This is a genomic window from Streptomyces sp. NPDC127197, assembly GCF_042672405.1.
GTDB lineage: Bacteria > Actinomycetota > Actinomycetes > Streptomycetales > Streptomycetaceae > Streptomyces > Streptomyces flavusporus.
Window position 1 is genome coordinate 103027 of the sequence record NZ_JBHXVG010000012.1, and the last position, 21826, is coordinate 124852.

Here is a 21826-nt window from a genome sequence, read left to right on the forward strand (position 1 = left end):
GTCAGAGCGCGTCCGGTCCGCGCTCGCCGGTCCGGACCCGTACGGCCGTCTCGACCGGGAGGGACCAGACCTTGCCGTCACCGATCTTGCCGGTGCGGGCCGCCTTCACGATGACGTCGATCAGCTGCTCGGCGTCGTCGTCCTCGGCCAGCACCTCGATACGGATCTTGGGGACCAGGTCGACCGTGTACTCGGCGCCCCGGTAGACCTCGGTGTGGCCCCTCTGACGACCGTAGCCGCTCGCCTCGGTGACCGTCAGACCGTGTACTCCGAAGGCCTGGAGGGCCTCCTTGATCTCGTCGAGCCGGTGGGGCTTGACGACGGCGGTGATGAGCTTCATGCGTCTACCTTCTTGCTCGCAGCTTCGGCGACCGGCGCGGGGGCGGAGGCGGTGCGGGAGGCGCCACCACCGGCACCGCTGAAGTCGTATGCGGTCTCGGCGTGCTCGGCCTGGTCGATGCCGGCCACCTCATCGTCCTCGGAGACCCGCATGCCGATCGTCTTGTCGATCAGGAAGGCGAGGATCGCAGAGGCGACCAGGGAGTAGGCGAGGACCGCGAAGACACCGGCGCACTGCTTCCAGAACTGCTCCAGGCCACCGCCGTAGAAGAGGCCCTCGACCTCGGACTGGCCCTTGCCGCTGGCGAAGAAGCCGATGAGCAGGGAGCCGAGGACACCGCCGACCAGGTGCACACCGACCACGTCGAGCGAGTCGTCGTAGCCGAACTTGTACTTCAGGCCGACGGCCATGGCGCACAGCAGACCGGCGATGGCGCCGACCGCGATCGCGCCGAGCGGGTCGACCGCGCCACCAGCCGGGGTGATGGCGACCAGACCGGCGACGGCACCGGAGGCGGCGCCCAGCGTGGTGAACGCGCCGTGGCGGAGCTTCTCGTAGATGAGCCAGGCCAGCATGGCGGCGGCGGTGGCGATCTGGGTGTTGACGAACATCAGCGCGCCGACGCCATCGTCGTTGCCGAGCCAGGAGCCGGCGTTGAAGCCGAACCAGCCGAACCACAGCAGACCGGCACCGAGCATGACCAGCGGCAGGCTGTGCGGGCGCATCGGGTCCTTCTTGAAGCCGACCCGCTTGCCGATGACGAGGATCACGCCGAGCGCCGCGGCACCGGCGTTGATGTGGACCGCTGTACCGCCGGCGAAGTCGATCACACCCAGCTCGAAGGCCCAGCCACCGGTGCCCCAGACCCAGTGCGCGACCGGGAAGTAGACGACCGTGGCCCACAGGGCGACGAACAGCGCCCACGCCGTGAACTTCACACGGTCCGCGAGGGCGCCGCTGATCAGGGCGGGCGTGATGATCGCGAACATCAGCTGGAAGACGGCGAAGACGTAGACCGGGATGGTGTAGCCGCTCCAGAGGTCTGCGGTGCCGATCCCGGTGAAGCCGACGTAGTCCGAGCTCCAGCCGATGATGCTGCCGGAGTCCGTGCCGAAGGCGAGGGAGAAGCCGTACAGCACCCACAGGATGGTGACGATCCCGAGGCTGATGAAGCTCATCATCAGCATGTTCAGGGTGCTCTTGACGCGGACCATGCCTCCGTAGAAGAAGGCCAGGCCCGGAGTCATCAGCATCACCAGGGCGGAACAGATGAGCATGAAGCCTGTGTTGGCGGCAGAGAGCTCCGTCTCTGCGGCAAGCGTGATGGCTGGTGCCATCGGCGTCTCCTCGTCGTTGGATACGGCCCCGTGCGGGCGAAGCCTTGAGCGGTCATGAGGGGTGGGCCGGTTATGGGCCACGAGATTGGCGCAGCGCCGTTTCGGTGGAAGCCCCTCGTTGTTTCGCGACGGTGACGAAGGCGCCCTGCGTGTTACGCGTTGATGAACTGCCGGATGGCGGCCGAGCCGATCGTTATCGTGGCGCAACCTTCGGCGATGACCACCGTTGAGGGACCCCGGCCGCGGCCGGCCACCTCCGCGAGAGCGGCGCCGGTTCAGGCGCACAAAGCGAGCACAAACCCGGCCCGGCCGCGGGCGGCCTTCCGATGACCTGGCATGGGGGAGCCGAGTCGGGCAGTTCGGGAGGGCCGGCCGCGGCCGGAGTTCAGGGGTTCGGCGGGGTGCTCAGACCGCCTCGGCGGTCTCCGGAAGCTCGACGGCGAGCTTGTCGGTGAGGTCCACGACCTCGGCGAGATCACCGAAGTCGCGGGCAGCGGTGTCGACGGTCTTTCGGATACGAGTGTTGACCCGCTCGGAGCGGACCTTCTTGGCGACCGTCATGGCCCGGTCGGCGAACTCGGCGCTCCGCTCGGGCTCGCGCTGGAGCAGGTGCACGGTGGCCATGCCGATGAGGTTGAGCGCATACGACCGCTGGTGCTCGCCGTCCTGCGCGAACAGCTCCACGGCCCGCCGCATCAGCGGCTCGGCGAGGGAGGCGTAGGTGGGGCTGCGGCCGGCGACATAGGCGAGGTCGCGGAAGGAGTGGGAGTTCTCGCCGTACAGCTCGGCCTCGGAGAAGAAGCTGATCCAGTCAGGGTCCGGCTCGTCCCAGTCGTCGGCCTCGGTGAAGGTGTCCTCGGCCATCCGCACGGCCCGCTTGCACTTGCCGGGCTGGCCCATGTTGGCGTAGGCGCGGGCCTCCATCGCATACAGCATCGACTGGGTGCGCGGGCTCGCGCAGTCGCGGCTGCCGTACTGCGCGAGGTGGATCAGCTCCAGGGCGTCCTCGGGCCGCCCGAGGTGGATCATCTGGCGGCTCATGCTGGAGAGGATGTACGAGCCGAGCGGCTTGTCGCCGGCCTCCTTGGCGGCGTGCAGGGCGAGCACGAAGTACTTCTGCGCGGTGGGCTGGAGCCCCACGTCGTACGACATCCAGCCGGCCAGCTCGGCCAGCTCGGCGGCGACCTTGAACAGCCTGCGGGTGGTGGCCTCCGGCTGGGGCTCCTGGAGCAGGTCCGTCACCTCGTGCAGCTGGCCGACGACCGCCTTGCGGCGCAGACCGCCGCCGCACTGGGCGTCCCACTGGCGGAACATCACCGTGGTGGTCTCCAGCAGGTCCAGCTCGGGCCTGGACAGCCGCCCGCGCGCGCGGCTGGCGGGCACCGACGCGGGCTCCGGCTGCGGGGCGGACGGGGCGGGGACCAGCCAGCGCTGCATCGGCTCGATCAGGGCCGGGCCCGCCGACAGGGCCAGCGAGGTCCCGAGGAAGCCGCGCCGCGCCAGCATCAGGTCGCTGCGCGAGAACTCGCCGAGCAGGGCCACCGTCTGCGGGCCCGTCCAGGGCAGGTCGACACCCGTCGTGGAGGGCGCCTGGCGGGCGGTGCGCAGGCCGAGATCCTCGATGGAGACGACGCAGCCGAACCGCTCGGAGAACAGCTCCGACAGGATCCTGGGGATCGGCTCGCGGGGATTCTCCCCGTCCAGCCAGCGGCGCACCCGCGAGGTGTCCGTGGAGATGTGGTTGGCCCCCAACTGGCGTGCCCTGCGGTTCACTTGCCGCGCGAGCTCGCCCTTGGACCAGCCGCTGCGCACGAACCACGAGCCCAACAGCTCATTCGGGCGCTTCTCAGCGTTCATCCCGCTTCCGCCGTTGCCGCCCACTGGAACGCCCCCATCCCTCAGACCGCTTGTCACCAAGTGCGCCAAGCCCTATCAGAATGCCCGTCGATGCGGCCGTCGTCCGGCGGTTCTCACTCTTCGAACGAGCAACCGGCTTGCCTCGGGCATACCCACCAGCGCATGTGCCCCGGGTGGCGTGCACTCAAAGTAATCCTACGATCACCGTTCCAGCCACGGCGATCCCGGAATCGCCACCATTCGCCACCCCTTCGAATGAACTCCCGCTCGCCTCCAGACGATTCACTTGACATAGGACGGACAGGAGTGAGCGCAGCGTTGCACACAGGGGCGCGCGCCGCCGGACGCACCACCCGGGGCACTTCCGGGCGCCGACTGGATTCGCGCGACACCGGGAAGGCGGAGACGCAGAGTCACATTCCGATTCCGTCTCGTAACCACCGGTGCGCCGGACCCGTTGGAGGGGGCATGGGCTTCACGATCGGCAGCAGTCGAGGGATCCGCGACATCCGGTCCGGCTCGCGCCGCCGCGGCCGCTCGTCGGAGTGCACCGCCGTGGCCGAGTACACCGGGCTGTGGGGCTGGGACGTCGTCCCGGGCGCCCGGGCCGCCGCGGGCGTCTGCTCCTGCGGCCGCCCCGAGTGCCGGGCGCCGGGTGCGCATCCACTGGACTTCGCGTCCGAGGTGCCGGCCGGAGCGACGCTGGACGCGGTGACCGAGGCCTGGGCCGAGGTGCCGGGCGCCGCGGTGATGCTGCCGGTCGGGCGCGCGTTCGACGTGATCGAGGTCGCCGAGCCGGTCGGGCGGCGCTCGCTGGTCCGGCTGGAGCGCATGGGCCTCCCCCTCGGCCCCGTCACCGCCACCCCGGACGGCCGCGCCCATTTCCTGGTGGCCCCCGGCTCCGCGTCCCAGCTTCCCGCGCTGCTCTACCGCATGGGCTGGGACGACCCGAGCCTCGACCTGCGCGGCCTGGGCCCCGGTACGTACATCACGGCCCCGCCCTCCGACCGCGCCGGCCTCGGCCCGGTCCGCTGGCTGCGCCCGCCCGACCTGGACTCGGCCACGAAGCCTCCGGCGGCGCGGCTGCTGCTGGGGACGCTGGCTTATGTGGCGCACAGGTCACGGGCGTAGTCCTGCCACCCAGGCAGCGCAACCATCAATTGAGGTACCACGACGGCGAGCAACCACGTCCGCGAAAGCGGCGCTGGTTCCGGCGCAAAAGGAGCAGCGCCCGTCCCCAGTTTTCAGCTGGGGCGGGCGCTTCTTCGCGATACGGGTCCGGTGGATCAGTCACCGATGAGCGCATCCACGAACGCCTCCGGCTCGAACGGCGCCAGATCGTCCGCGCCCTCGCCCAGCCCGACCAGCTTGACCGGGACGCCGAGCTCGCGCTGTACGGCGACGACGATGCCGCCCTTGGCGGTGCCGTCCAGCTTGGTGAGGACGATGCCGGTGATGTCGACGACCTCGGCGAAGACGCGGGCCTGTACGAGACCGTTCTGGCCGGTGGTCGCGTCCAGCACGAGCAGCACCTCGTCCAGCGGGGCGTGCTTCTCGACGACGCGCTTGACCTTGCCGAGCTCGTCCATGAGGCCGGTCTTGGTGTGCAGACGGCCGGCGGTGTCGATGAGCACGACGTCGGCGCCGATCTCCTTGCCTTCCTTGACCGCGTCGAAGGCGACCGAGGCGGGGTCGCCGGCCTCCGGCCCGCGCACGGTGTGGGCGCCGACCCGCTCGCCCCAGGTCTGGAGCTGATCGGCGGCGGCGGCCCGGAAGGTGTCGGCGGCGCCCAGGACGACGCTGCGCCCATCGGCGACCAGCACGCGGGCGAGCTTGCCGGTGGTGGTGGTCTTGCCGGTGCCGTTGACGCCGACGACCATCACGATGCCGGGCTTGCTGGTCTCCGGCTCGGTCTTCACGACGCGGTCGAGGTCGGGGCCGATCAGGGTGAGCAGCTCCTCGCGCAGCAGGCCGCGCAGCTCCTCGGGGGTGCGGGTGCCGAGCACCTTCACGCGCTCGCGGAGCCGTTCGACCAGCTCCTGGGTGGGCTGCACACCGACGTCGGCGGTGATCAGGGTGTCCTCGATCTCCTCCCAGGTCTCCTCGTCGAGATGCTCGCGCGACAGCAGCGTGAGCAGCCCCTTGCCGAGGGCGTTCTGGGACCGGGAGAGCCGGGCGCGCAGCCGGATGAGCCGGCCGGCGGTGGGCTCGGGGACCTCGATCGGGGGGACTACGAGTTCGGGAAGGGGCGGTTCCTCGACGGTGACCGGGGCCGAGCCGTCCGGGAGGTCCACCTCCTCGATCGTGCGGCGCGGTTCGTCGCGCGGCGTCTCGGCCTCGTCGCCGACGTGCGGCTCGGCCGGAGGGGCGGTGATGTCGGGCGTGGTGGGCGGCGGGGGCAGCGACTTGCGGCGCCGGCTGCCGACGATGAGCCCGCCGAGCGCGCCGAGCACGACCACGGCGATGACTACAGCAAGGATGACGATTTCCATAACGCGTCCAGTATTAGCCATGAGGGTCCGCCGGGCCCATCTTGTGCATTCCTCCAAGAGGCGTCGTCGTGTCAGGCGCACATCAGCATGACCCTGGCTGTCTGACACTCCGTCAGCTACTGTCCCCCTCCACACCCGCCCGGTGAAGGGAGACCCTCCCATGCCCGTCACGGTCGTCCGTTTCAACCTCGTCGAGCCCGGCGCCACCCCCGCCTCCCTCCACGCCCGCTACCGGGCCGCCCTGGAGATGGCCGCGTACGCCGACGACCGGGGGATCACCACCGTGCAGACGGAGGAGCACCACGGCGTCGCGAACAACTGGCTGCCCTCGCCGTTCACCTTCGCCGGAGCGGTCCTCGGCGCCACCCGGCACCTCGCGGTCACCGTGTCGGCGGTCATCGGCCCGCTGCACGACCCGCTGCGACTGGCCGAGGACATCGCCGTACTGGATCTGCTCGGCGGCGGGCGGCTCGTGACCGTCGCGGGGATCGGGTACCGGCCGGAGGAGTACGCCCAGTTCGACGTGGAGTGGAAGCGGCGCGGGCGGCTGCAGGACGAGCTGCTGGAGACGGTGCTGAAGGCCTGGACCGGCGAGGAGTTCGAGTACCGGGGCCGTACGGTACGGGTCACCCCGCGCCCGTACTCCGATCCGCACCCCCTGCTGCTGGTCGGCGGCTCCTCGAAGGCCGCCGCCCGCCGGGCCGCCCGCCTCGGCCTGCCCTTCTTCCCCAGCGCCCATCTGCCCGAGCTGGAGGCCTACTACAAGGAGCGGCTGGTCGAATACGGCACCGAGGGCTGGACCATGATGCCCGCCGCCGAGACCCCGCTCCTGCACCTCGCCGAGGACCCCGACCGGACCTGGGCGACGTACGGCGGGCATTTCCTGCACGAGGCGCGGACGTACGCCTCCTGGCAGTCGGCCGGTATCCGCTCGGCGGTGCGTTCGACGGCGACGACGGTGGACGAGCTGCGCGCCGAGGGCGTCTACCGGGTCCTCACACCGGACGAGTGCGTGGCACAGGGGCTCGACAACCTCGTCCTGCATCCGCTCGTGGGCGGGATGCCGCTGGAGGAGGGCTGGCGCAGCCTGCACCTGTTCTGCGACGACGTACTGCCCCGGCTCACATGATCTGCGAGCCGGGGCAGTACGTCTCTCACGAGTACGAGGAGAGGGGCAGCGGGGACTTGGCCCTTCTCCCCGGGATCAGGGGGCGGGTCAGCCCATCTCCTCCAGCGTCTTGCCCTTGGTCTCGGGCACGAACTTGAGGATGAACGGGATGGAGAGGAAGGCGAACACCGCGTACATCACGTAGGTGAGCGACAGGTTCCACTCCGCCAGGTCCGGGAAGGTGATCGTGATCGCCCAGTTGGCGATCCACTGGGCCGAGGCGGCCACACCGAGCGCGGCGGCACGGATCTTGTTCGGGAAGACCTCACCGAGCATGACCCAGACGACCACACCCCAGGACAGGGCGAAGAACAGCACGAACGCGTTGGCGGCGATCAGCGCGACAACACCCTGGGCGGTCGGCAGCGGGTCGTTGCCGCTCTGGTAGGAGAAGGCCCAGGCGGCCAGTGCCAGCGAGATGCCCATGCCGATCGAGCCGATCAGGGCGAGCGGCTTGCGGCCGATGCGGTCGACGAAGATCATCGCGATCACGGTGCCGATGATGTTGATGATCGAGGTCTCGAACGAGTAGAAGAACGAGCTCGACGGGTCGACACCGACGGACTGCCACAGCAGGTTCGAGTAGTAGAAGATGACGTTGATGCCGACCAGCTGCTGGAAGACGGAGAGGCCGATACCGATCCAGACGATCGGCAGCAGGCCGAACCTGCCGCCCAGCAGGTCCCGGAACGTCGACTTGTGGTCGCTGCGCATGGCCTCGTCGATCTCGGCGACGCGGGCGTCCAGGTTGATGTCGCCCTCGACGTCGGCGAGCACTTTCTTGGCGTCGTCGACCCGGCCCACGCTGATCAGGAAGCGCGGCGACTCGGGGATGGCGAAGGACAGCAGGCCGTAGATCACGGCCGGTACGACCATCACGCCCAGCATCCACTGCCAGGCCTCGATGCCCGCGATCTGCCCGCGCTCCTCGCCGTCGGCCATGTTGAGGATGGCCCAGTTGACGAGCTGCGAGACGGCGATGCCGATGACGATCGCTGCCTGCTGGAAGGAGGCGAGCCTGCCTCGGTACGCCGGCGGGGCGACCTCGGCGATGTAGGCGGGGCCGATGACCGAGGCCATACCGATGGCTATACCGCCGAGGACACGCCAGGCGGCGAGGTCCCACGCGGCGAACGGAAGGCCGGAGCCGACGGCGCTCACGGCGAACAGCACCGCCGCGATCTGCATCACGCGGATACGGCCGATGCGGTCCGCGATCCGGCCGGCGAGGGCGGCACCGACGGCACTGCCCAGCAGGGCGCAGGCGGCGACGGTGCCGGTGGCACCGGAGCTGAGGTCGAAGCGAGCCTGGATGCCGCCGTTGGCTCCGTTGATGACGGAGCTGTCATAGCCGAAGAGGAAGCCACCCATGGCGGCTGCGGCAGTGATGAAGACGACGTGCCCCAGATGTTCGGGGGGTGCCGCCTTGGCTCCTTGCTGAGGTGCCTGCGCTGTGCTGGTCACGTGGTAACTCCTCGGGCCACCGGCGTCGCTGCCGGGGTGGTGGTGAGCCCTTCAACCTGAAGGTAAAAGCAACGTTGCAGAGACTATGCCTTCAGGTTTCGAAGTCAATAGGTTCTTTGCTGTGACTTTCTCGCGCAGGGGTGGGTGCTTGTGTTCACAAGTTGAACTCATTTGGAAGTGCAGGTCGCGACAGGTGTAGACCGCACGCAGTTACCGGAGCCGCTGACTGATGACCTTCGACACACCGTCGCCCTGCATGGAGACGCCGTACAGCGCGTCGGCGACCTCCATCGTCCGCTTCTGGTGCGTGATGACGATGAGCTGCGAGGCCTCCTGCAGCTCCTGCATGATCCGGATCAGCCGCTGCAGGTTCGTGTCGTCGAGCGCCGCCTCGACCTCGTCCATCACATAGAACGGACTGGGCCGGGCCTTGAAGATCGACACCAGCAGCGCCACGGCCGTCAGCGACCGCTCGCCGCCGGAGAGCAGGCTGAGCCGCTTGACCTTCTTGCCCGGCGGCCGCGCCTCGACGTCCACGCCCGTGGTGAGCATGTTGTCGGGGTCCGTCAGCACGAGCCGGCCCTCGCCGCCCGGGAACAGCCGGCTGAAGACGCCCTCGAACTCCCGGGCCGTGTCCCGGTAGGCCTCGGTGAACACCTGCTCGACGCGCTCGTCCACCTCCTTCACCACCTGGAGGAGGTCGGCACGCGTCTTCTTCAGGTCTTCCAACTGCTCGCTGAGGAACTTGTGCCGTTCCTCCAGCGCCGCGAACTCCTCCAGCGCCAGCGGGTTCACCTTGCCGAGCTGCTGGTACGCCCGCTCGGCCGACTTCAGCCGCTTCTCCTGCTCCGCCCGGACGAACGGCTTCGGCTGGTTGCGCGGGTGCTCGGGATCCTCCGGCAGCTCCTCGCCCTCGGCGGGCGGCGAGGGCGGTACGAGCTGATGCGGGCCGTACTCGGAGACCAGCCCCGCCGGCTCCACGCCCAGCTCCTCCAGCGCCTTGGTCTCCAACTGCTCGATCCGCAGCCGCTTCTCGGCGCCGAGCACCTCACCGCGGTGCACGGAGTCCGTGAGCTTGTCGAGCTCGGCCTTGAGGTCACGGCCCTCGGTGCGGGCGGCGGCCAGCTCCTGCTCGCGCTGTGCCTTGGCCGCCTCGGCGACGGTGCGCTCCTCGTCCGCGCGGGCGAGGGAGACCTCGACGTGCGCGAGGAGCTGGCGCGCGCCGGAGGCGACGGCTTGTGCGACGGACGCCTCGTGCCTGAGGCGCGCCCGCCGCTGCTCGGCACGCGCGCGTGCCTCGCGTTCCGCGCGGGCGGCCCGGTCCAGTGAGTCGGCCCGCCCGGCGAGCCCCTTGACCCGTTCCTCGTGCGTACGGACCTGAAGCCGGGCCTCCATCTCGGTCTGCCGTGCGTTGGCACCGTCGGCGGCGAGCCGGTCCCGTACGAAGGTGTCTGGCTCCTCCTCGACCGGCATCTCCTCGGCGACGGCGAGCCGTTCGGCGAGCTCCTCGACCTCCTGAAGCGCCTTGTCGAGCGCCTCCTGGGCGCGTGCCGTGGCGGCCACGCTGCGCTCGGCCTCCCCCGCGGCCGCCCGGGCCTGCCCGGCGAGCCGGCCGAGCTGCTGTGCCACCGCCGACTTCTCGCGGTCGGCGGCCCGACGCCGTTCGCCCAGGCCCTCGACGAGCGCGGCGGCCTCCTTGCGCCGCTCGCCGGCCGCGGCCTGCACCTCGGCCAGCTCCTCGCACCGCACGGCCAGCTTGTCCAGCTCGGCGGCCGCCTCGTCCACCGACGCCTGCACCTCGAGCAGACTGGGCGCCCCGGCGGACCCCCCGTGAGCGAAGTGCGCCCCGAGCAGATCCCCCTCGGCGGTGACGGCGGTGAGATCGGGCCGCGCGTACACGAGCTCCTCGGCGTCCTCCAGCGTCCCGACGACGACGATCCCCCGCAGCAGCCGCCGCACCGCGGGCATGAGCTCGGCGGGTCCCCGCACGAGATCAGCGGCATACGACGGACCATCGGGGCGCGCTTCCCCGGATACGGCGGGAGGAGCACCGGCGCCCGCGGGCGAGGCGTCACCGGCCCGGGGGCCGGCGTCGGCGGTCGTCGCCCCGCCTGAAGCATCCGCGCCACGCTCCCCGGGCGTCGCACCGCCCGAAACACCCGCACCACGCTCCGCGGGCACCACCCCGCCCGATGCCCCCACGTCGGCGCTCCGGCCTCCCCCGTCCGTGTCTTCCAGCGCTCCCGCCAGCAGCAGGGCCGCGCGGCCCGCGTCCTGTTTGCGCAGGAGGCGGATGGCGTCCGCTGCCGATGCCGGGGTCGTCACGGCGATGGCGTCGGCTGCTGCGCCGAAGGCGGCGGCCAGGGCGACCTCGTGGCCCGGCGTCACCGTCAGCAGCTCTGCGGCCGGACCCAGCAGACCGGTGAGACGATCCTTCGCGCCGAGCAGGGCGCCGGTGCCGTCCTTGCGGCGCAGTCCCAGGGCGAGGGCCTCATGGCGGGCCTGCGTCGCGGCCCGGCTGCGTTCCGCCGCCGTGGTCGCCTCACGAGCGGCGGCGAGTGCGGCCTCCGCCTGCGCGAGCTGCTGCTTCGCCGCCTCGTGCCGCTCGGCCAGTTCCGCGTCACCGGCGTCGAGGCCGTCGACCTCGGCCTTGAGCGCCTCGTACTCCTCCTGCGCGGCGAACGCCCGCTCCTGCGCCTCGTCGCGGGCGGCGGCGAGGCGGTCGATCTCGGCCTGGGCGGAGGCCGCGCGGGAACGGGCCGCGCCGACCTGGCCGTTCAGCCGGGCCAGTCCCTCACGGCGGTCGGCGATGGCGCGGGCCGCGTCCTTCAGCCGGCGTTCCTCGAGGGCGAGTTCGCGCTCCAGTTCGGCTCGATGGGCGACCGTGTCGTCCAGTGCCCGCTGCGCCGCCTCCAGAGCCGCCTCGAGCTCGGCCTCCTGCTCGCGGATGCGGTGGGCCTCGCGTTCCATGTCCTCGGGGTCGCGGCCGCGCCGCTCCTCGGGCGGGGCGGAGGTCGCGCTCTTCACGCGCGCGTCGGCCAGCGAGATGGTGCCGCGCACCCGTTCGGCGAGCTGGGAGAGCTCGTACCAGGTCTGCTGGGCACGCTGGAGGCGGGGCGTGAGCTGCCGTACCTCGTCCTCCAGGAGCGCCTCGCGCTGGAGCGCCTTCCTCAGTTCCTGCTCGGCGGCCTCCTTGCGCTGTTTGAGCGCGGCCTCGTCGGCGACCTCGGCCTCGAGCGCCTCCCGCAGCCGTACGAGATCGTCGGCGAGGAGGCGAAGGCGAGCGTCCCTGAGGTCGGCCTGGATCACGGCGGCCCTGCGGGCGACCGCGGCCTGCCGGCCGAGGGGCTTGAGCTGGCGGCGCAGTTCGTCCGTCAGGTCCTGCACGCGCGCGAGGTTGGCCTGCATCGCGTCCAGCTTCCGCAGCGCCTTCTCCTTGCGCTTGCGGTGCTTCAGGACGCCCGCGGCCTCTTCGATGAAGGCACGACGGCCCATGGGGTCGGCGTGCAGCACGGAGTCGAGCTGGCCCTGGCCGACGATGACGTGCATCTCGCGGCCGATGCCGGAGTCGGAGAGCAGTTCCTGGATGTCGAGCAGCCGGCAGGTGTCGCCGTTGATCTGGTACTCGCTGCCGCCGTTGCGGAACATGATCCGCGTGATGGTGACCTCGGCGTACTCGATGGGCAGGGCCCCGTCGGAGTTGTCGATGGTCAGCGACACCTCGGCGCGGCCGAGCGGCGGGCGCCCGGTGGTGCCGGCGAAGATGACGTCCTCCATCTTGCCGCCGCGCAGCGACTTGGCGCCCTGCTCCCCCATGACCCAGCTGAGCGCGTCCACGACGTTGGACTTGCCCGAGCCGTTCGGTCCGACGACACACGTGATGCCCGGCTCGAACCGGAGCGTCGTGGCCGAGGCGAACGATTTGAACCCACGGAGGGTCAGGGCCTTGAGGTGCACGCCGCTGGACTCTACCTCCCGGGGTTGTCTCACTCCATGAACCCGCGGTTTCGCCCCTGAACGTGCAGGGCACACCAAACGTTAAAGAGGCTGAAAGGATGCGCGGGGGAAAGAAAGAAGGGACGCCGAGGCGTCCCTTGCAACTTCTGACAACTTAGCGGTTGTTACGGGCTCCCAACCACTGCTGTCGTTGTGCGATGCAGCGATCAGGTGAGCGCAGGCTCCGCCTGGTGTGCGTCGACGCTCTCCATGATCCTGTCGTGGTGAGAAGCGGCAGCCGCCAGCGCGTCGTTCTCCGCCTGGATCCGTACGAGCTCGGATTCGAGGTCCTGGACGCGCTGCTGGAGCCGTCGCATCTCGGCGAGGAGTCGAGGGTCGGAGCCGCCGACGTAACCGAGAAGCGCCTTTGCCATGATGGATGGTCCTCCACACTGAGTGACCGACCGATGCGGTGTGGGTCGTGAGGGATTTCGCACCCGCGGCCGCTTGGCACTGTGGAGTTGTGCTGCCGTTCATCCATGCCAAACAGCTAAGGTGCGCGGGGCTTTCAGCGTCTCACCAAAAAGTTTGACGGTCAACACGATCACGCCCCGTATCGGCGAGCAACCCGGGGTGCACGGCCGGGAAACGGCGGCGCGACGACTCCTGCGGGGCCCTCAAGGCGTGGCGATCATCCTTGCGTGTGGAGCCTGCCACGGCAAGCGCTTCTTGGCAACCACCTGGTCGTTTCCACTCGGGGCAGCTGCCGGTGACATACCCCGTCGGTGCCGCACCACCCTTTCGGCCCTGCCGGGTCAGCGCACGGCGAAGCCGTCGTAGCCGCCGCGGGGTGTGTCCCAGATCTCGGTCACTCCCTCCACACGTCCGGGCGTGTCGTCGCCCTGGAGCCAGTCGAGCAGTCCCTGACAGCCCTCGCGGGAACCCTCCGCGACCACCTGGACCCGACCGTCGTCCAAATTGAGAGCAAAACCACTCAGGCCGCCGATCTCGAGCGCCTTGGCGCGCGTGAACCAGCGAAAACCCACACCTTGGACGCGTCCTCGCACCCAGGCGACCAGCCGCACATCCTCGCTCATGGGTGCAACCTAACCGGCCAATGTCTCTCGGGACACTTCCTCCCCCAGCGCCATGCGGTACCGTCCAGCCCCAATGAATCTCATATGAAACTCACTCGATCGAGTGGGTTTGCTTGACCGCACGGACGAACCGCACACGGACGAATCGTGCAGATGCACCGTGCGGACGAACGGACGGACGAGTCGACCGCGAGGACGAGGAAGGCCAGGACATGGGACGCCACCGACGCTCCGCCGCCGGCCGCGCCGCCACGGGCCGCGCCACGGGGGGCAACGAGACACACGGCTCAGCCGTGGGGGGCCACGACCCGCAGCACTCGTACGGGGGCGGCCAGGCCGCGCCCGGCATCGCACCGTATCTGAACCCGGAGGCGTACGCCGAGGCCGTGACGAAGAGCGAGGCCTATCTCTTCGCCCCGGACGACCACGAGCGCGCCGCCGACACGGTGGTCTTCTCGAGCGACGGGTACCTGCCCGGTGACGGGCCCCGGGACGGGGGCTCGCACCGCCGCCGTAAGAAGAAGGGTGTGACGCCGGTTCGCACCGGCCTGCTGGGCGTCTCCGCGGCGGTCGCGATCGGCACGGTCGCGGTCGCCACGGGTGTACTGCCCGGCGGTGACAGCTACACCCTCGGCGGCGGCAGCGGGGACAAGGTGCAGACCACCGACATCCCGACCAACACCGAGACGCAGCAGGGCGGCACGTCCGGCAGCGCCGACGAGAGCCGCGACAGCACTCCGCCGGCGAGCCGGGACACCGAGCGTTCCAGCTCCCCCTCCCCGTCCCCCTCGGCCTCGACGTCGAAGCCGTCGGCCCCGCCGGCCGACAAGGCCCCCGTCGAGGAGCCGACGCAGACCACACCGTCGAAGAAGCCGAAGACGACGCCCTCCCGGAACGAAGCGGCCACGAAGGCGCCCGAGAAGACCAGCGCCCCGTCCTCGCCGATCTCCGCGGAGTCCGCCGCCGAGGCCGAGGTGCTCAAGCTCGTCAACGAGGAGCGCGCGAAGGCCGGCTGCAGCCCGCTGGCCGCGAACAGCGCGCTGGCCGAGCTCGCCGGCGACTTCAGCGACGCCATGGCCGCGCAGGGCTTCTTCGACCACACCGACCCGAGCGGCGCCACTCCGTGGGACCGGGCGGAGGCGGCCGGGATAACCAGCCTGGGCGGCGAGAACATAGCCCGGGGCCAGGCCGACGCCCAGGCCGTGATGGACGCCTGGATGAACAGCCCGGGCCACCGCGCCAACATCCTGAACTGCGACTTCAAGACGCTGGGTGTGGGAGTGCACTACGGCTCCGGCGGCCCGTGGTGGACCCAGAACTTCGGGTACTGAGATAACCGCAGGTCAAAGACCTAAGAACCTTCCTGGGCCGTCTCGGGGCCGTCATCCGCAGGTTCGTGGTCCTCAAAGACGCGATCTACGGCGGCCCTGGTCCGGGTCTCACTCGACGGCATCAGGTGCGTGTACGTACGAAGCGTGAAGCCGGGGTCGTGGTGGCCCAGGTACTCGCTCAACGCCTTGACGCTCTCCCCCGCGTCCAAGAGGACCGAGGCGTAGAAGTGCCTCAGCGCGTGCATGCCGTTGTCCCGGCCCGTCTCGACGTCCACGGCCCGTAGAGCCGGACGCCAGACGCGATCGTTGAAGCGGTTACGGTCCAGCGCCAGGCCAGCGGAACCGGTGAAGAGCAGCGACGCTGTGACCGGTGGGCCATCGAGGGTCTTCCACGGCAACGTGATCTCGGTAGGCGGATGACGCTTCAGGTGCGCGGCGAGCGCGAAGGCGACGGACTCAGGCAGGGGAACGTCTCGCTCCTTGCCGCCCTTGGGTGGAGCGAACACCGGCCGGTGGCGTTGGAGGAGCTTGACCTGGCGCACGACGTGCACGACGCCGCCCAAGAAGTCCACGTCTTCCACGGCCAGGCCGAAGGCTTCCCCCTGTCGTAAGCCGAGGCCGGCCGCCACGCTGACGAGGGCCTGATAGGGGTCCGGCAGCGCAGCGCGAACGGCCATGACCCGTTCGACAGACCAGGGCTTGACCTTGCGAGGCTCCAGCCGAGGCGCCCGAACAGATCGAGCCCTGCACGGATTCTCACGGATGACTCGGTCCTCAACAGCGGCAGTGAAGACCGTCGAGACGTGCGCAAAGATCCCGCGCCGGTACCCTGCCGACAGCCCTCGATCCTCCAACGTTCGTAGCCACAACCGGAGATGCGACGGCGTGAACGACCCCATAGGCCGAGTTCCCAGGTACGGGATCGCATGGAGCCGTAGCCGACTCTCGACAGACTCACGCGTCAGGGGATCCGTGATCTGAGTAGTCATCCACTCAGTGGCGTACTGCTCGAACGTGACCTTGCCCGCGTCCGGATTGACGTAGTCGCCACGCGACATGTCCGCCTCGATGTTGGACAGCCACTGCTCCGCCTTGCGCTTCTGCTTGTCCGGGAAGCTCTTGGATTTCTCGGAGCCGTCGGGGCCGACGTATCGGGCGCGGTAGCGCAAGCCGACTCCGAAGCGGTCGGTCTTGACCTTGACGGTCTTGCCGTCGGCGTCGGTCTCGACCTTGTACCAGCGGTCTTGGACGTGTCCGGCCATCAGGCTGCCTCTTCCATCTGGGACTGGACCCAGACGCGGACGTCTTCGGGGTCGAAGCGGAGGTGCCGGCCGACGCGGAAGCCGCGCGGTCCGGTCTGCTTGCGGCGCCACTGGTAGACGGTCTCGACCGGGACGCCGAGGAGGTCGGCCAGGTCGACCGGGGTCAGGTAGCGGTCGGGCAGCGAGCGCTTCATGCCCACACCTCCATGTCGTCCATGCCGTGCAGGTCAGTGAGTGCTTCGCGTGCTGTCTCGCGGTTGATGCGCAGGTCCCGGGCGATCGAGGCAGCGAGCCAGGATTCGCCGGGGCTGTGGCCCTGTCCGGCGTAGGTCCAGTGGGCGAGGGTGAGCGTGGTGCCCTCCGTTTCGTCGAGGTCTTCGGGAAGCCCGCGTTCGCGGCGTTCCTGCCGGGCGCGGTAGTCGGCGCGGACCTGGCGGCGCTCGGTCAGCGTCGAGGAATAGGCGCGCGACTTGGTCATGAAGTGGCCGCGGAAGCCGAGCATGTGAGCCCACCGGGCCAGCAGCCGATCCGGGTAGGCGTCATCGAGCACCCAGCAGGCTTCGATCAGGCGCCGGGTGTGCGCGGGCAGCGGCAGCTTGTCGAGTTCGGAGAGCTCCCCGATCCGGCGGTCTACGGTCTCGGTGGTCTCAGCCGCTTTGGTGGCGTACTTGGCGACGTAGGAGGCGACCGCCTGATCGGTCAGCTCCACACCGTCCATGCCGCCGATCGCCTGGACGTCGACTTGGGAGCCCCAGCGCAGAACGCGTCCGGCGAAAGCGCCGGCGGACGGCACCGGCACCGCGACGCGAGCGGCGGCGGCGCGGATCGCGTCGTCCAGGACGGGGACCGTGGCCCAGGCCGGGGGCGGGGAGTCGGGCCCGTCGGGTCCGTCGAGGCGCACCACGGCGTGGAAGTGCACGGCGCCCCGCTTCTGGAACTCGGCGACCTTGCCGAAGGAGACCCGGCACACCTCCTTCATAGCCGACTGAGTCAGGCCCGCACGGGCGGCGACCTCCCGGCGCAGGTAGATGGTGAAGCGGCGCCACAGGTCGCCTGCGTGGTTGTTCCACAGCACCGCCCCGGCGTAGTCGTACCGCTCCGGGTCCAGGGCCGTGCCAAGCGCGGGGTCGTCCTCGGCGTGCCGGGCGCCGCAGCGGCAGCGGCCGGTGTCGGGCCGGTTGTGCACGGGGCCGAAGGAGGGTGCGGTGAGGGTGGCGAACACGCCGGGGTGCTGGCGGATCTCGCCGCGGATGCCCATCCGGGGATCACCAGTGATCCCGGCGCGGATCAGGTGGTAGACGTCCCCGGCATACGTCCAGGCGCACGAGGGACAGCGCGAGGCACGCCGGTTGCCGCAGGCCACCCGGAGCATGCCGCCCGGCTCATGCTCGGTGCTGTAGGAGTACAGGACGTCACCGGTCTTGGCGTCGCGGGTGAGCGTCTGGCCCCTCAGGCGGATGGGGTTCGAGCAGCCGCCCGTGCGCTTGATCTGCTCTTGCCACCGGTCGAAGCCGGGTGAGCTGGCGACTCGCAGCAGGTCGGCCAGGGTCAGGGGGTCGGTGCCCAGGGAGGCCGCAGCACCGGCCACGGCCTCAGGGGCGACGGGGAACACCGTCACGCAGCCACCCCCAGCGACTCGACTACGGGCGACGGTTCGGGACCGGTCAGGGCACCGAAGGTGCGGTCAGCCGGGCAGATCACGTCCCCGTCATGGGTGAGCACGCGCAGGCCATCGATGCGTACCCAGGTCCACAGCGGGGCGTGGACGTGGCAGCCGGGGCAGGTCACCGGCCGCTCCAGCAGGTCCAGGCAGGAGGGGAACAGGCTCATGCCGCCACCGCCCCGAGCCGCGCGGAGAGCTGGATCACCAGGGCTTCCAGGGCCTGAACACGATCGGCGAGCGCGGCCACGTCCTGACCGAGAATCGGAGCGGTCGGGCGGTCGGCGCGGCCGAAGCCCAGCTCTGCCGGAGTGGCCCGCAGGACCGCGCAGAGCAGCACCTGATAGGTCTGGTTCGGCTGGTTGGCGCCGTTCTCCCAGCGGGAGAGCTGGACCTTCAGCGAGTTCTCGGAGGCGATCGGCCAGCCCCAGTGCTCAGCTAACCGCATCAGGGACCGGATCACCTGGAGCTGAGACCAGCCACGGGCCGCACGTGTCTGCGCCAGCGGTGTGTCAGCGGGACGCTTGGCCGGGGGCTGCACGGCGGGATGGGTGTGATCAGTCAGCGGGATGACAGGAGAGACGGTCATGCGGCCACCGCCTCGGAGGCCATGGCAGGCATGTCCTCGCCAGTCTCCCAGTCGAAGGCCCGACCGGTCGGGCAGGGGAACGGCTCCGAGTTGACGTCGTGCATCAGGACCCCGGCGTCCCCGTGTCGCAGCCAGCCCCAGTCAGCGGCGGCGGCCCCGCAGGACATGCACGGAGACGGAGTCTGCGTCACGCCGACGTCCCAGCGAGACAGCGAGACCGACAGCGGACCAACGAGCCTTGCAGGCATGATGGAAGCTCCCTTCAAGGGACGAAGGAGGGCGGCGGCTTGCTTGGCGGTAGGGCGCCGCTCTCCGGGTAAGACAGGGCAACCTGTCTAACTTCTCTTGTGTTACCTAGATTAGTTGCCACAAGGTTCAGCGCAAGACCCAGGGGCAGATTTCTTTAGGTCACTTAGGTAACCTGGGGAGGTGACTGTGAGCCCTGACGATCCCCGTAGCGCCTACGAGCAGGTGGCCGACGATCTCCGGAAGAAGATTGCTGCCGGAGCCCTGAAGGCTGGTCAGCGGCTCGACGGAAACGCCAAGATGGCGGAGCACTACGGCGTTGCCGCAATGACCATCCGCCACGCACTCGACATCCTTCGCCGCGAAGGATTGATCGTCAGTCAGCAGGGGCGCGGAACCTTCGTTGCCAGCGACCCGGACGGCCCGGACTCCTCCGAGGAGGCCGACAAGATGGTCGATGAGCTAGGCGAGATCAAGGCCGCGTTGAAGCTGATCAACTCGCGGCTCGATCGGCTGGAAGAGCAGGTCCGCGAGCGTCCTTGACGGAGGAAGTCAGCCGATCAACCCTCTGAGAAGCTTCAGCAAGCTTCCTCCTGATGTCGTGCAGCTCGCCCAGTAATCGCGCCCTGTCTGCAACCTTCACAGCAGCCTTCCCCCTTCCGATGATCAGCCCAGCTTCATGCTCGCGGCGAGACGCCTGATCTCCGCCGAATGTGAATGCTTGTCGCTCGACCTCAGGTCGTCGACGAGGTTGCGAGCCAGTGGCCTGTTGCGCACGTGCTGAGGGGCAATCGCGTCAGCCTTCAGGATCGCGTCAGCAGCAAGCGCCGGTTTACGGTTCATCATCTGTCCGGCAGCCGTGCAGACCCAGAAGTGCGACTGTCGTTCGCCCGATGCGATACGGGCGATGTTGACCAGCTCGGCGCGAGAGAGCACGTCGCGCGGGTGCCCCAGCTCCAGGCTCACCTCCACTGAATGGATCTCTGTGTTCACCGCGTTGAACTGAGTCTGGAAGGCGTTCCCGTCCGCCGATACGCCGGCGGCGGCCTGGCGAGCCTCCGTCAGGTGTGACTCTGCCTCCGAACGGTCCCAGAGCCGCGACCACGCGACCGCTGCGCGAAGGTGCATCGCACCCCAGAGAGCACGCACCGTCTGATCATCCGTGCCCAGGTGAGGTTCGAGGTCATCGAGAGCCTTGCGCGCCATGTCACGCGCCGCACCAAGCGCACCTTCGTGCAGCCAGACGCCGCAAAGGTCCCACCGAGCAGCCGCCTGGAGGATCGGCGACTCAGCCCGTTCCGCAGCCACCAGCTCACGCTGAACGGCACTCCAGCCGAGATCGTGATGCCCGAGCAGGTTGGAGGACACGCGTGCCATGTGGCTTGCCCGAAGCATGAGCCCTTCAGCTCGAACAAGGTCGTCCCCCACGGATACGTCACAGAGAACGACCAGGTCACGGAGGATCTGAGGAAGAACATCGCCCAGGGCCGTGAACCGCGCATCCTGCCTCAGCCTCTCGGCAGCCTCGACGCGCGTCGTGAGGTCGGAAAGGGTGGGAGATTCCGTCGTCGCAATCAGGGCAGCCCCGCCGGGCATGGTCGCTTGCTGGAGGGCGAGGCGGAGGCCGGGGATGGCGGCGTGGCCGGAGTCGAGTTCCGCAGTGTCATGCCGGTACGGCTGTCCCGTCAGCTCGATGACCTCTACGCCGAGCACTTCGGCAAGCTGACCAAGGACGCTCATGCGATCGAGCGGAAGGCGTCCGGTTTCGACCTTGGAGACCCAGCTAACGGAGCGGTCGACCGCAGCCGCCAATTGCGCTTGATCCCAGCCGAGACGGCGCCGAGCCCTTGCTACGCGCTGCCCCGTGGTCAGTTCAGCCTTCATCATGGGTTCCCTTCGACACTACGACGGTACCCACGCCCAACCACGTGGCTGTCAGTAAAAGTGACAGTGGCCGCTCGAACAGGCCCTCAACAGGCCCGAGTTACGGATTTCTCTACCTCATCAAGCACCCGTCGTCGCTTCGCTCCTCCGGGCGGGCGCGGGCGGCCGTCGGCGCCCGCGCTCATGTCTCCGCCCCGCTCGGCACCGCCGACCGCCCGCTCCCGCCCAAGAGGCAGGCACACGGAGCATGAGGTCAGAACACGTCGTGGCCGGGGCGGTCGGCTCCGCGACTTTAGCCAGCCACTTTGGCGCGAGCCTCGAAGATCATGGCCCCACATCGGGCACTAACGGGCAGGTCCACAGCCTGCCCGATCCGCGGGCCAGCGTAAGGGGCCATGATCACTCGCGCCAAAGCAGCTCCAGGCCAAAGTCGCTCCGCCGACCTCGTGTTCGGCCTAACGTTCACTCTCATGGACGCGGCGATCGCAGGTCTTATCGGCTCACTGGGAGGGGTCATCGCGGGTGCAGCGGCTCAAACAGCCCAAGCAGCGCGATCCCGCAAATGGCAGATTGCCGATCAAGACCGCACAGCAGCAGAACAGCAGGAGACGCGACTTTGGCAGGAGCGGCGAATCGCGTACGCGGCATTCATGGATGCGGAGATGGACGCAACCCAGAAGATCAATTGGGCCTGGTTGATCAATGCAGCCGGACCGTCGCCCGAGGAGCGAAGCAACAATCCGGTGAGCCAGGAAGCTGCCGAGGCGATGCGACTCGCTTCCGAGGCGATCCCTAAGGTCACTCGCCTGGCCCAAGAGGTGCTGCTGATCACGAGTAGTGACGCCGTCAAACAGGCAGTGGTCTCCTACAACGCCGCTATGCGCTCCTTCAACCCGAGCGCCGCCCACCGTGGCAACCCCAACGGGAGCGAACAGGGGGAAGCGCTTCTGGGGCAGTTGACGCAGGCCCACGCTCTTTTCGTGGATGCCGCACGAGCAGAGCTAGGCATCAAATACACCCGCCCTTCCGGGCCGTCTCGGGGCCGTCGAAGGGTGCTCAACGACGACCAGCGCTGACAACCGTCGACAGCTAAGTCGCAGGTCGCAGCGTTGATCGATTGCACGTCCGCAGGTCAGAGACCCGGCCCTTCACTTCTTCGGGTA

At 69.3% G+C, this 21826-nt stretch carries 20 protein-coding genes; 5 read left to right on the forward strand and 15 right to left on the reverse strand.

The window, feature by feature from the left end; genetic code table 11:
- Window position 1: 1 nt before the first annotated feature.
- The 3 genes from ACFVJQ_RS20555 to ACFVJQ_RS20565 all read right to left on the reverse strand — a co-directional run bounded on the left by ACFVJQ_RS20555 (window position 2) and on the right by ACFVJQ_RS20565 (window position 3558).
- Window positions 2-340, reverse strand: a complete 339-nt coding sequence (locus ACFVJQ_RS20555) for a P-II family nitrogen regulator (RefSeq protein ID WP_003997576.1) — start codon at window positions 338-340, stop codon at window positions 2-4.
- Window positions 337-1677: an ammonium transporter gene (locus ACFVJQ_RS20560; protein WP_129801586.1), complete on the reverse strand. Its 1341-nt coding sequence runs from the start codon at window positions 1675-1677 to the stop codon at window positions 337-339. Before ACFVJQ_RS20560 ends, ACFVJQ_RS20555 begins: the two co-directional genes overlap by 4 nt.
- 405 nt (window positions 1678-2082) lie before the next feature.
- The gene (locus ACFVJQ_RS20565; RefSeq protein ID WP_385512904.1) at window positions 2083-3558 is read right to left on the reverse strand and encodes a hypothetical protein; all 1476 of its coding nucleotides are present in this window, start codon (window positions 3556-3558) and stop codon (window positions 2083-2085) included.
- A gap of 444 nt (window positions 3559-4002) precedes the next feature.
- Here ACFVJQ_RS20565 and ACFVJQ_RS20570 point away from each other — a divergent pair, with 444 nt between their 5' ends.
- Complete coding sequence (locus ACFVJQ_RS20570) at window positions 4003-4665, forward strand: bifunctional DNA primase/polymerase (protein ID WP_385785667.1); 663 nt, start codon at window positions 4003-4005, stop codon at window positions 4663-4665.
- 155 nt (window positions 4666-4820) lie between these two features.
- Here ACFVJQ_RS20570 and ftsY read toward each other — a convergent pair whose 3' ends face one another.
- On the reverse strand, window positions 4821-6026 hold the full coding sequence (ftsY, locus tag ACFVJQ_RS20575; RefSeq protein WP_385785670.1) for a signal recognition particle-docking protein FtsY: 1206 nt from the start codon (window positions 6024-6026) through the stop codon (window positions 4821-4823).
- Window positions 6027-6186: 160 nt separating this feature from the next.
- Between ftsY and ACFVJQ_RS20580 the strand changes: the two genes are divergently transcribed.
- Window positions 6187-7155, forward strand: a complete 969-nt coding sequence (locus ACFVJQ_RS20580) for an LLM class flavin-dependent oxidoreductase (protein WP_385512907.1) — start codon at window positions 6187-6189, stop codon at window positions 7153-7155.
- A gap of 87 nt (window positions 7156-7242) precedes the next feature.
- Here ACFVJQ_RS20580 and ACFVJQ_RS20585 read toward each other — a convergent pair whose 3' ends face one another.
- From ACFVJQ_RS20585 to ACFVJQ_RS20600, 4 genes are all read right to left on the reverse strand, one after another.
- Window positions 7243-8658, reverse strand: a complete 1416-nt coding sequence (locus ACFVJQ_RS20585; protein WP_385785673.1) for a sugar porter family MFS transporter — start codon at window positions 8656-8658, stop codon at window positions 7243-7245.
- Between the two features lie 210 nt (window positions 8659-8868).
- Window positions 8869-12615 carry an AAA family ATPase gene (locus ACFVJQ_RS20590; protein WP_385785676.1) on the reverse strand — a complete coding sequence of 1249 codons (3747 nt, stop codon included), beginning with the start codon at window positions 12613-12615 and terminating at the stop codon, window positions 8869-8871.
- Window positions 12616-12821: 206 nt separating this feature from the next.
- A complete protein-coding gene (locus ACFVJQ_RS20595; protein ID WP_129801581.1) occupies window positions 12822-13028 on the reverse strand; it encodes a hypothetical protein in 207 nt (68 codons plus the stop codon).
- Between the two features lie 381 nt (window positions 13029-13409).
- Window positions 13410-13691, reverse strand: coding sequence for an acylphosphatase (locus tag ACFVJQ_RS20600; protein WP_385512910.1), 282 nt, complete (start codon window positions 13689-13691; stop codon window positions 13410-13412).
- Window positions 13692-13903: 212 nt separating this feature from the next.
- Between ACFVJQ_RS20600 and ACFVJQ_RS20605 the strand changes: the two genes are divergently transcribed.
- Complete coding sequence (locus ACFVJQ_RS20605; protein ID WP_385785680.1) at window positions 13904-15022, forward strand: CAP domain-containing protein; 1119 nt, start codon at window positions 13904-13906, stop codon at window positions 15020-15022.
- Window positions 15023-15042: 20 nt separating this feature from the next.
- Here the strand turns inward: ACFVJQ_RS20605 and ACFVJQ_RS20610 are convergent, their stop codons facing one another.
- Genes ACFVJQ_RS20610 through ACFVJQ_RS20635 form a run of 6 tightly spaced genes read right to left on the reverse strand, consistent with a single transcriptional unit; the run spans window position 15043 to window position 18781 of the window.
- Window positions 15043-16284: a tyrosine-type recombinase/integrase gene (locus tag ACFVJQ_RS20610; protein ID WP_385785683.1), complete on the reverse strand. Its 1242-nt coding sequence runs from the start codon at window positions 16282-16284 to the stop codon at window positions 15043-15045.
- Window positions 16284-16478, reverse strand: a complete 195-nt coding sequence (locus tag ACFVJQ_RS20615) for a helix-turn-helix transcriptional regulator (protein ID WP_385785686.1) — start codon at window positions 16476-16478, stop codon at window positions 16284-16286. Before ACFVJQ_RS20615 ends, ACFVJQ_RS20610 begins: the two co-directional genes overlap by 1 nt.
- Window positions 16475-17902, reverse strand: coding sequence for a replication initiator protein RepSA (repSA, locus tag ACFVJQ_RS20620; RefSeq protein ID WP_385785689.1), 1428 nt, complete (start codon window positions 17900-17902; stop codon window positions 16475-16477). The genes ACFVJQ_RS20615 and repSA overlap by 4 nt, the downstream gene beginning before the upstream one ends.
- Window positions 17899-18114 carry a hypothetical protein gene (locus ACFVJQ_RS20625; protein WP_385785692.1) on the reverse strand — a complete coding sequence of 72 codons (216 nt, stop codon included), beginning with the start codon at window positions 18112-18114 and terminating at the stop codon, window positions 17899-17901. Before ACFVJQ_RS20625 ends, repSA begins: the two co-directional genes overlap by 4 nt.
- Window positions 18111-18533 carry a helix-turn-helix domain-containing protein gene (locus ACFVJQ_RS20630; protein ID WP_385785695.1) on the reverse strand — a complete coding sequence of 141 codons (423 nt, stop codon included), beginning with the start codon at window positions 18531-18533 and terminating at the stop codon, window positions 18111-18113. Before ACFVJQ_RS20630 ends, ACFVJQ_RS20625 begins: the two co-directional genes overlap by 4 nt.
- Window positions 18530-18781, reverse strand: coding sequence for a hypothetical protein (locus tag ACFVJQ_RS20635; protein ID WP_385785698.1), 252 nt, complete (start codon window positions 18779-18781; stop codon window positions 18530-18532). The genes ACFVJQ_RS20630 and ACFVJQ_RS20635 overlap by 4 nt, the downstream gene beginning before the upstream one ends.
- Window positions 18782-18968: 187 nt before the next feature.
- On the opposite strand from ACFVJQ_RS20635, the gene ACFVJQ_RS20640 reads away from it, so the two are divergent.
- Entirely contained in the window at window positions 18969-19322 is a 354-nt protein-coding gene (locus ACFVJQ_RS20640) for a GntR family transcriptional regulator (RefSeq protein ID WP_385785701.1), read from the forward strand.
- 123 nt (window positions 19323-19445) lie between these two features.
- Here the strand turns inward: ACFVJQ_RS20640 and ACFVJQ_RS20645 are convergent, their stop codons facing one another.
- On the reverse strand, window positions 19446-20666 hold the full coding sequence (locus tag ACFVJQ_RS20645) for a helix-turn-helix domain-containing protein (protein ID WP_385785704.1): 1221 nt from the start codon (window positions 20664-20666) through the stop codon (window positions 19446-19448).
- Window positions 20667-21133: 467 nt separating this feature from the next.
- Between ACFVJQ_RS20645 and ACFVJQ_RS20650 the strand changes: the two genes are divergently transcribed.
- Entirely contained in the window at window positions 21134-21739 is a 606-nt protein-coding gene (locus tag ACFVJQ_RS20650) for a hypothetical protein (protein WP_385785707.1), read from the forward strand.
- The last annotated feature ends 87 nt before the right edge of the window (window positions 21740-21826 follow it).

Excerpts from the sequence above, each read along its gene's own strand:
- ACFVJQ_RS20580 (WP_385512907.1), top strand. The coding sequence starts at position 6,187 with ATGCCCGTCACGGTCGTCCGTTTCAACCTCGTCGAGCCCGGCGCCACC.
- ACFVJQ_RS20595 (WP_129801581.1), bottom strand. The coding sequence starts at position 13,028 with ATGGCAAAGGCGCTTCTCGGTTACGTCGGCGGCTCCGACCCTCGACTC.
- ACFVJQ_RS20600 (WP_385512910.1), bottom strand. The coding sequence starts at position 13,691 with ATGAGCGAGGATGTGCGGCTGGTCGCCTGGGTGCGAGGACGCGTCCAA.
- ACFVJQ_RS20650 (WP_385785707.1), top strand. The coding sequence starts at position 21,134 with ATGGACGCGGCGATCGCAGGTCTTATCGGCTCACTGGGAGGGGTCATC.
- ACFVJQ_RS20635 (WP_385785698.1), bottom strand. The coding sequence starts at position 18,781 with ATGCCTGCAAGGCTCGTTGGTCCGCTGTCGGTCTCGCTGTCTCGCTGG.
- ACFVJQ_RS20630 (WP_385785695.1), bottom strand. The coding sequence starts at position 18,533 with ATGACCGTCTCTCCTGTCATCCCGCTGACTGATCACACCCATCCCGCC.
- ACFVJQ_RS20605 (WP_385785680.1), top strand. The coding sequence starts at position 13,904 with ATGGGACGCCACCGACGCTCCGCCGCCGGCCGCGCCGCCACGGGCCGC.
- ACFVJQ_RS20610 (WP_385785683.1), bottom strand. The coding sequence starts at position 16,284 with ATGGCCGGACACGTCCAAGACCGCTGGTACAAGGTCGAGACCGACGCC.
- ACFVJQ_RS20560 (WP_129801586.1), bottom strand. The coding sequence starts at position 1,677 with ATGGCACCAGCCATCACGCTTGCCGCAGAGACGGAGCTCTCTGCCGCC.
- ACFVJQ_RS20570 (WP_385785667.1), top strand. The coding sequence starts at position 4,003 with ATGGGCTTCACGATCGGCAGCAGTCGAGGGATCCGCGACATCCGGTCC.
- ftsY (WP_385785670.1), bottom strand. The coding sequence starts at position 6,026 with ATGGAAATCGTCATCCTTGCTGTAGTCATCGCCGTGGTCGTGCTCGGC.
- ACFVJQ_RS20555 (WP_003997576.1), bottom strand. The coding sequence starts at position 340 with ATGAAGCTCATCACCGCCGTCGTCAAGCCCCACCGGCTCGACGAGATC.
- ACFVJQ_RS20645 (WP_385785704.1), bottom strand. The coding sequence starts at position 20,666 with ATGATGAAGGCTGAACTGACCACGGGGCAGCGCGTAGCAAGGGCTCGG.
- ACFVJQ_RS20615 (WP_385785686.1), bottom strand. The coding sequence starts at position 16,478 with ATGAAGCGCTCGCTGCCCGACCGCTACCTGACCCCGGTCGACCTGGCC.
- ACFVJQ_RS20625 (WP_385785692.1), bottom strand. The coding sequence starts at position 18,114 with ATGAGCCTGTTCCCCTCCTGCCTGGACCTGCTGGAGCGGCCGGTGACC.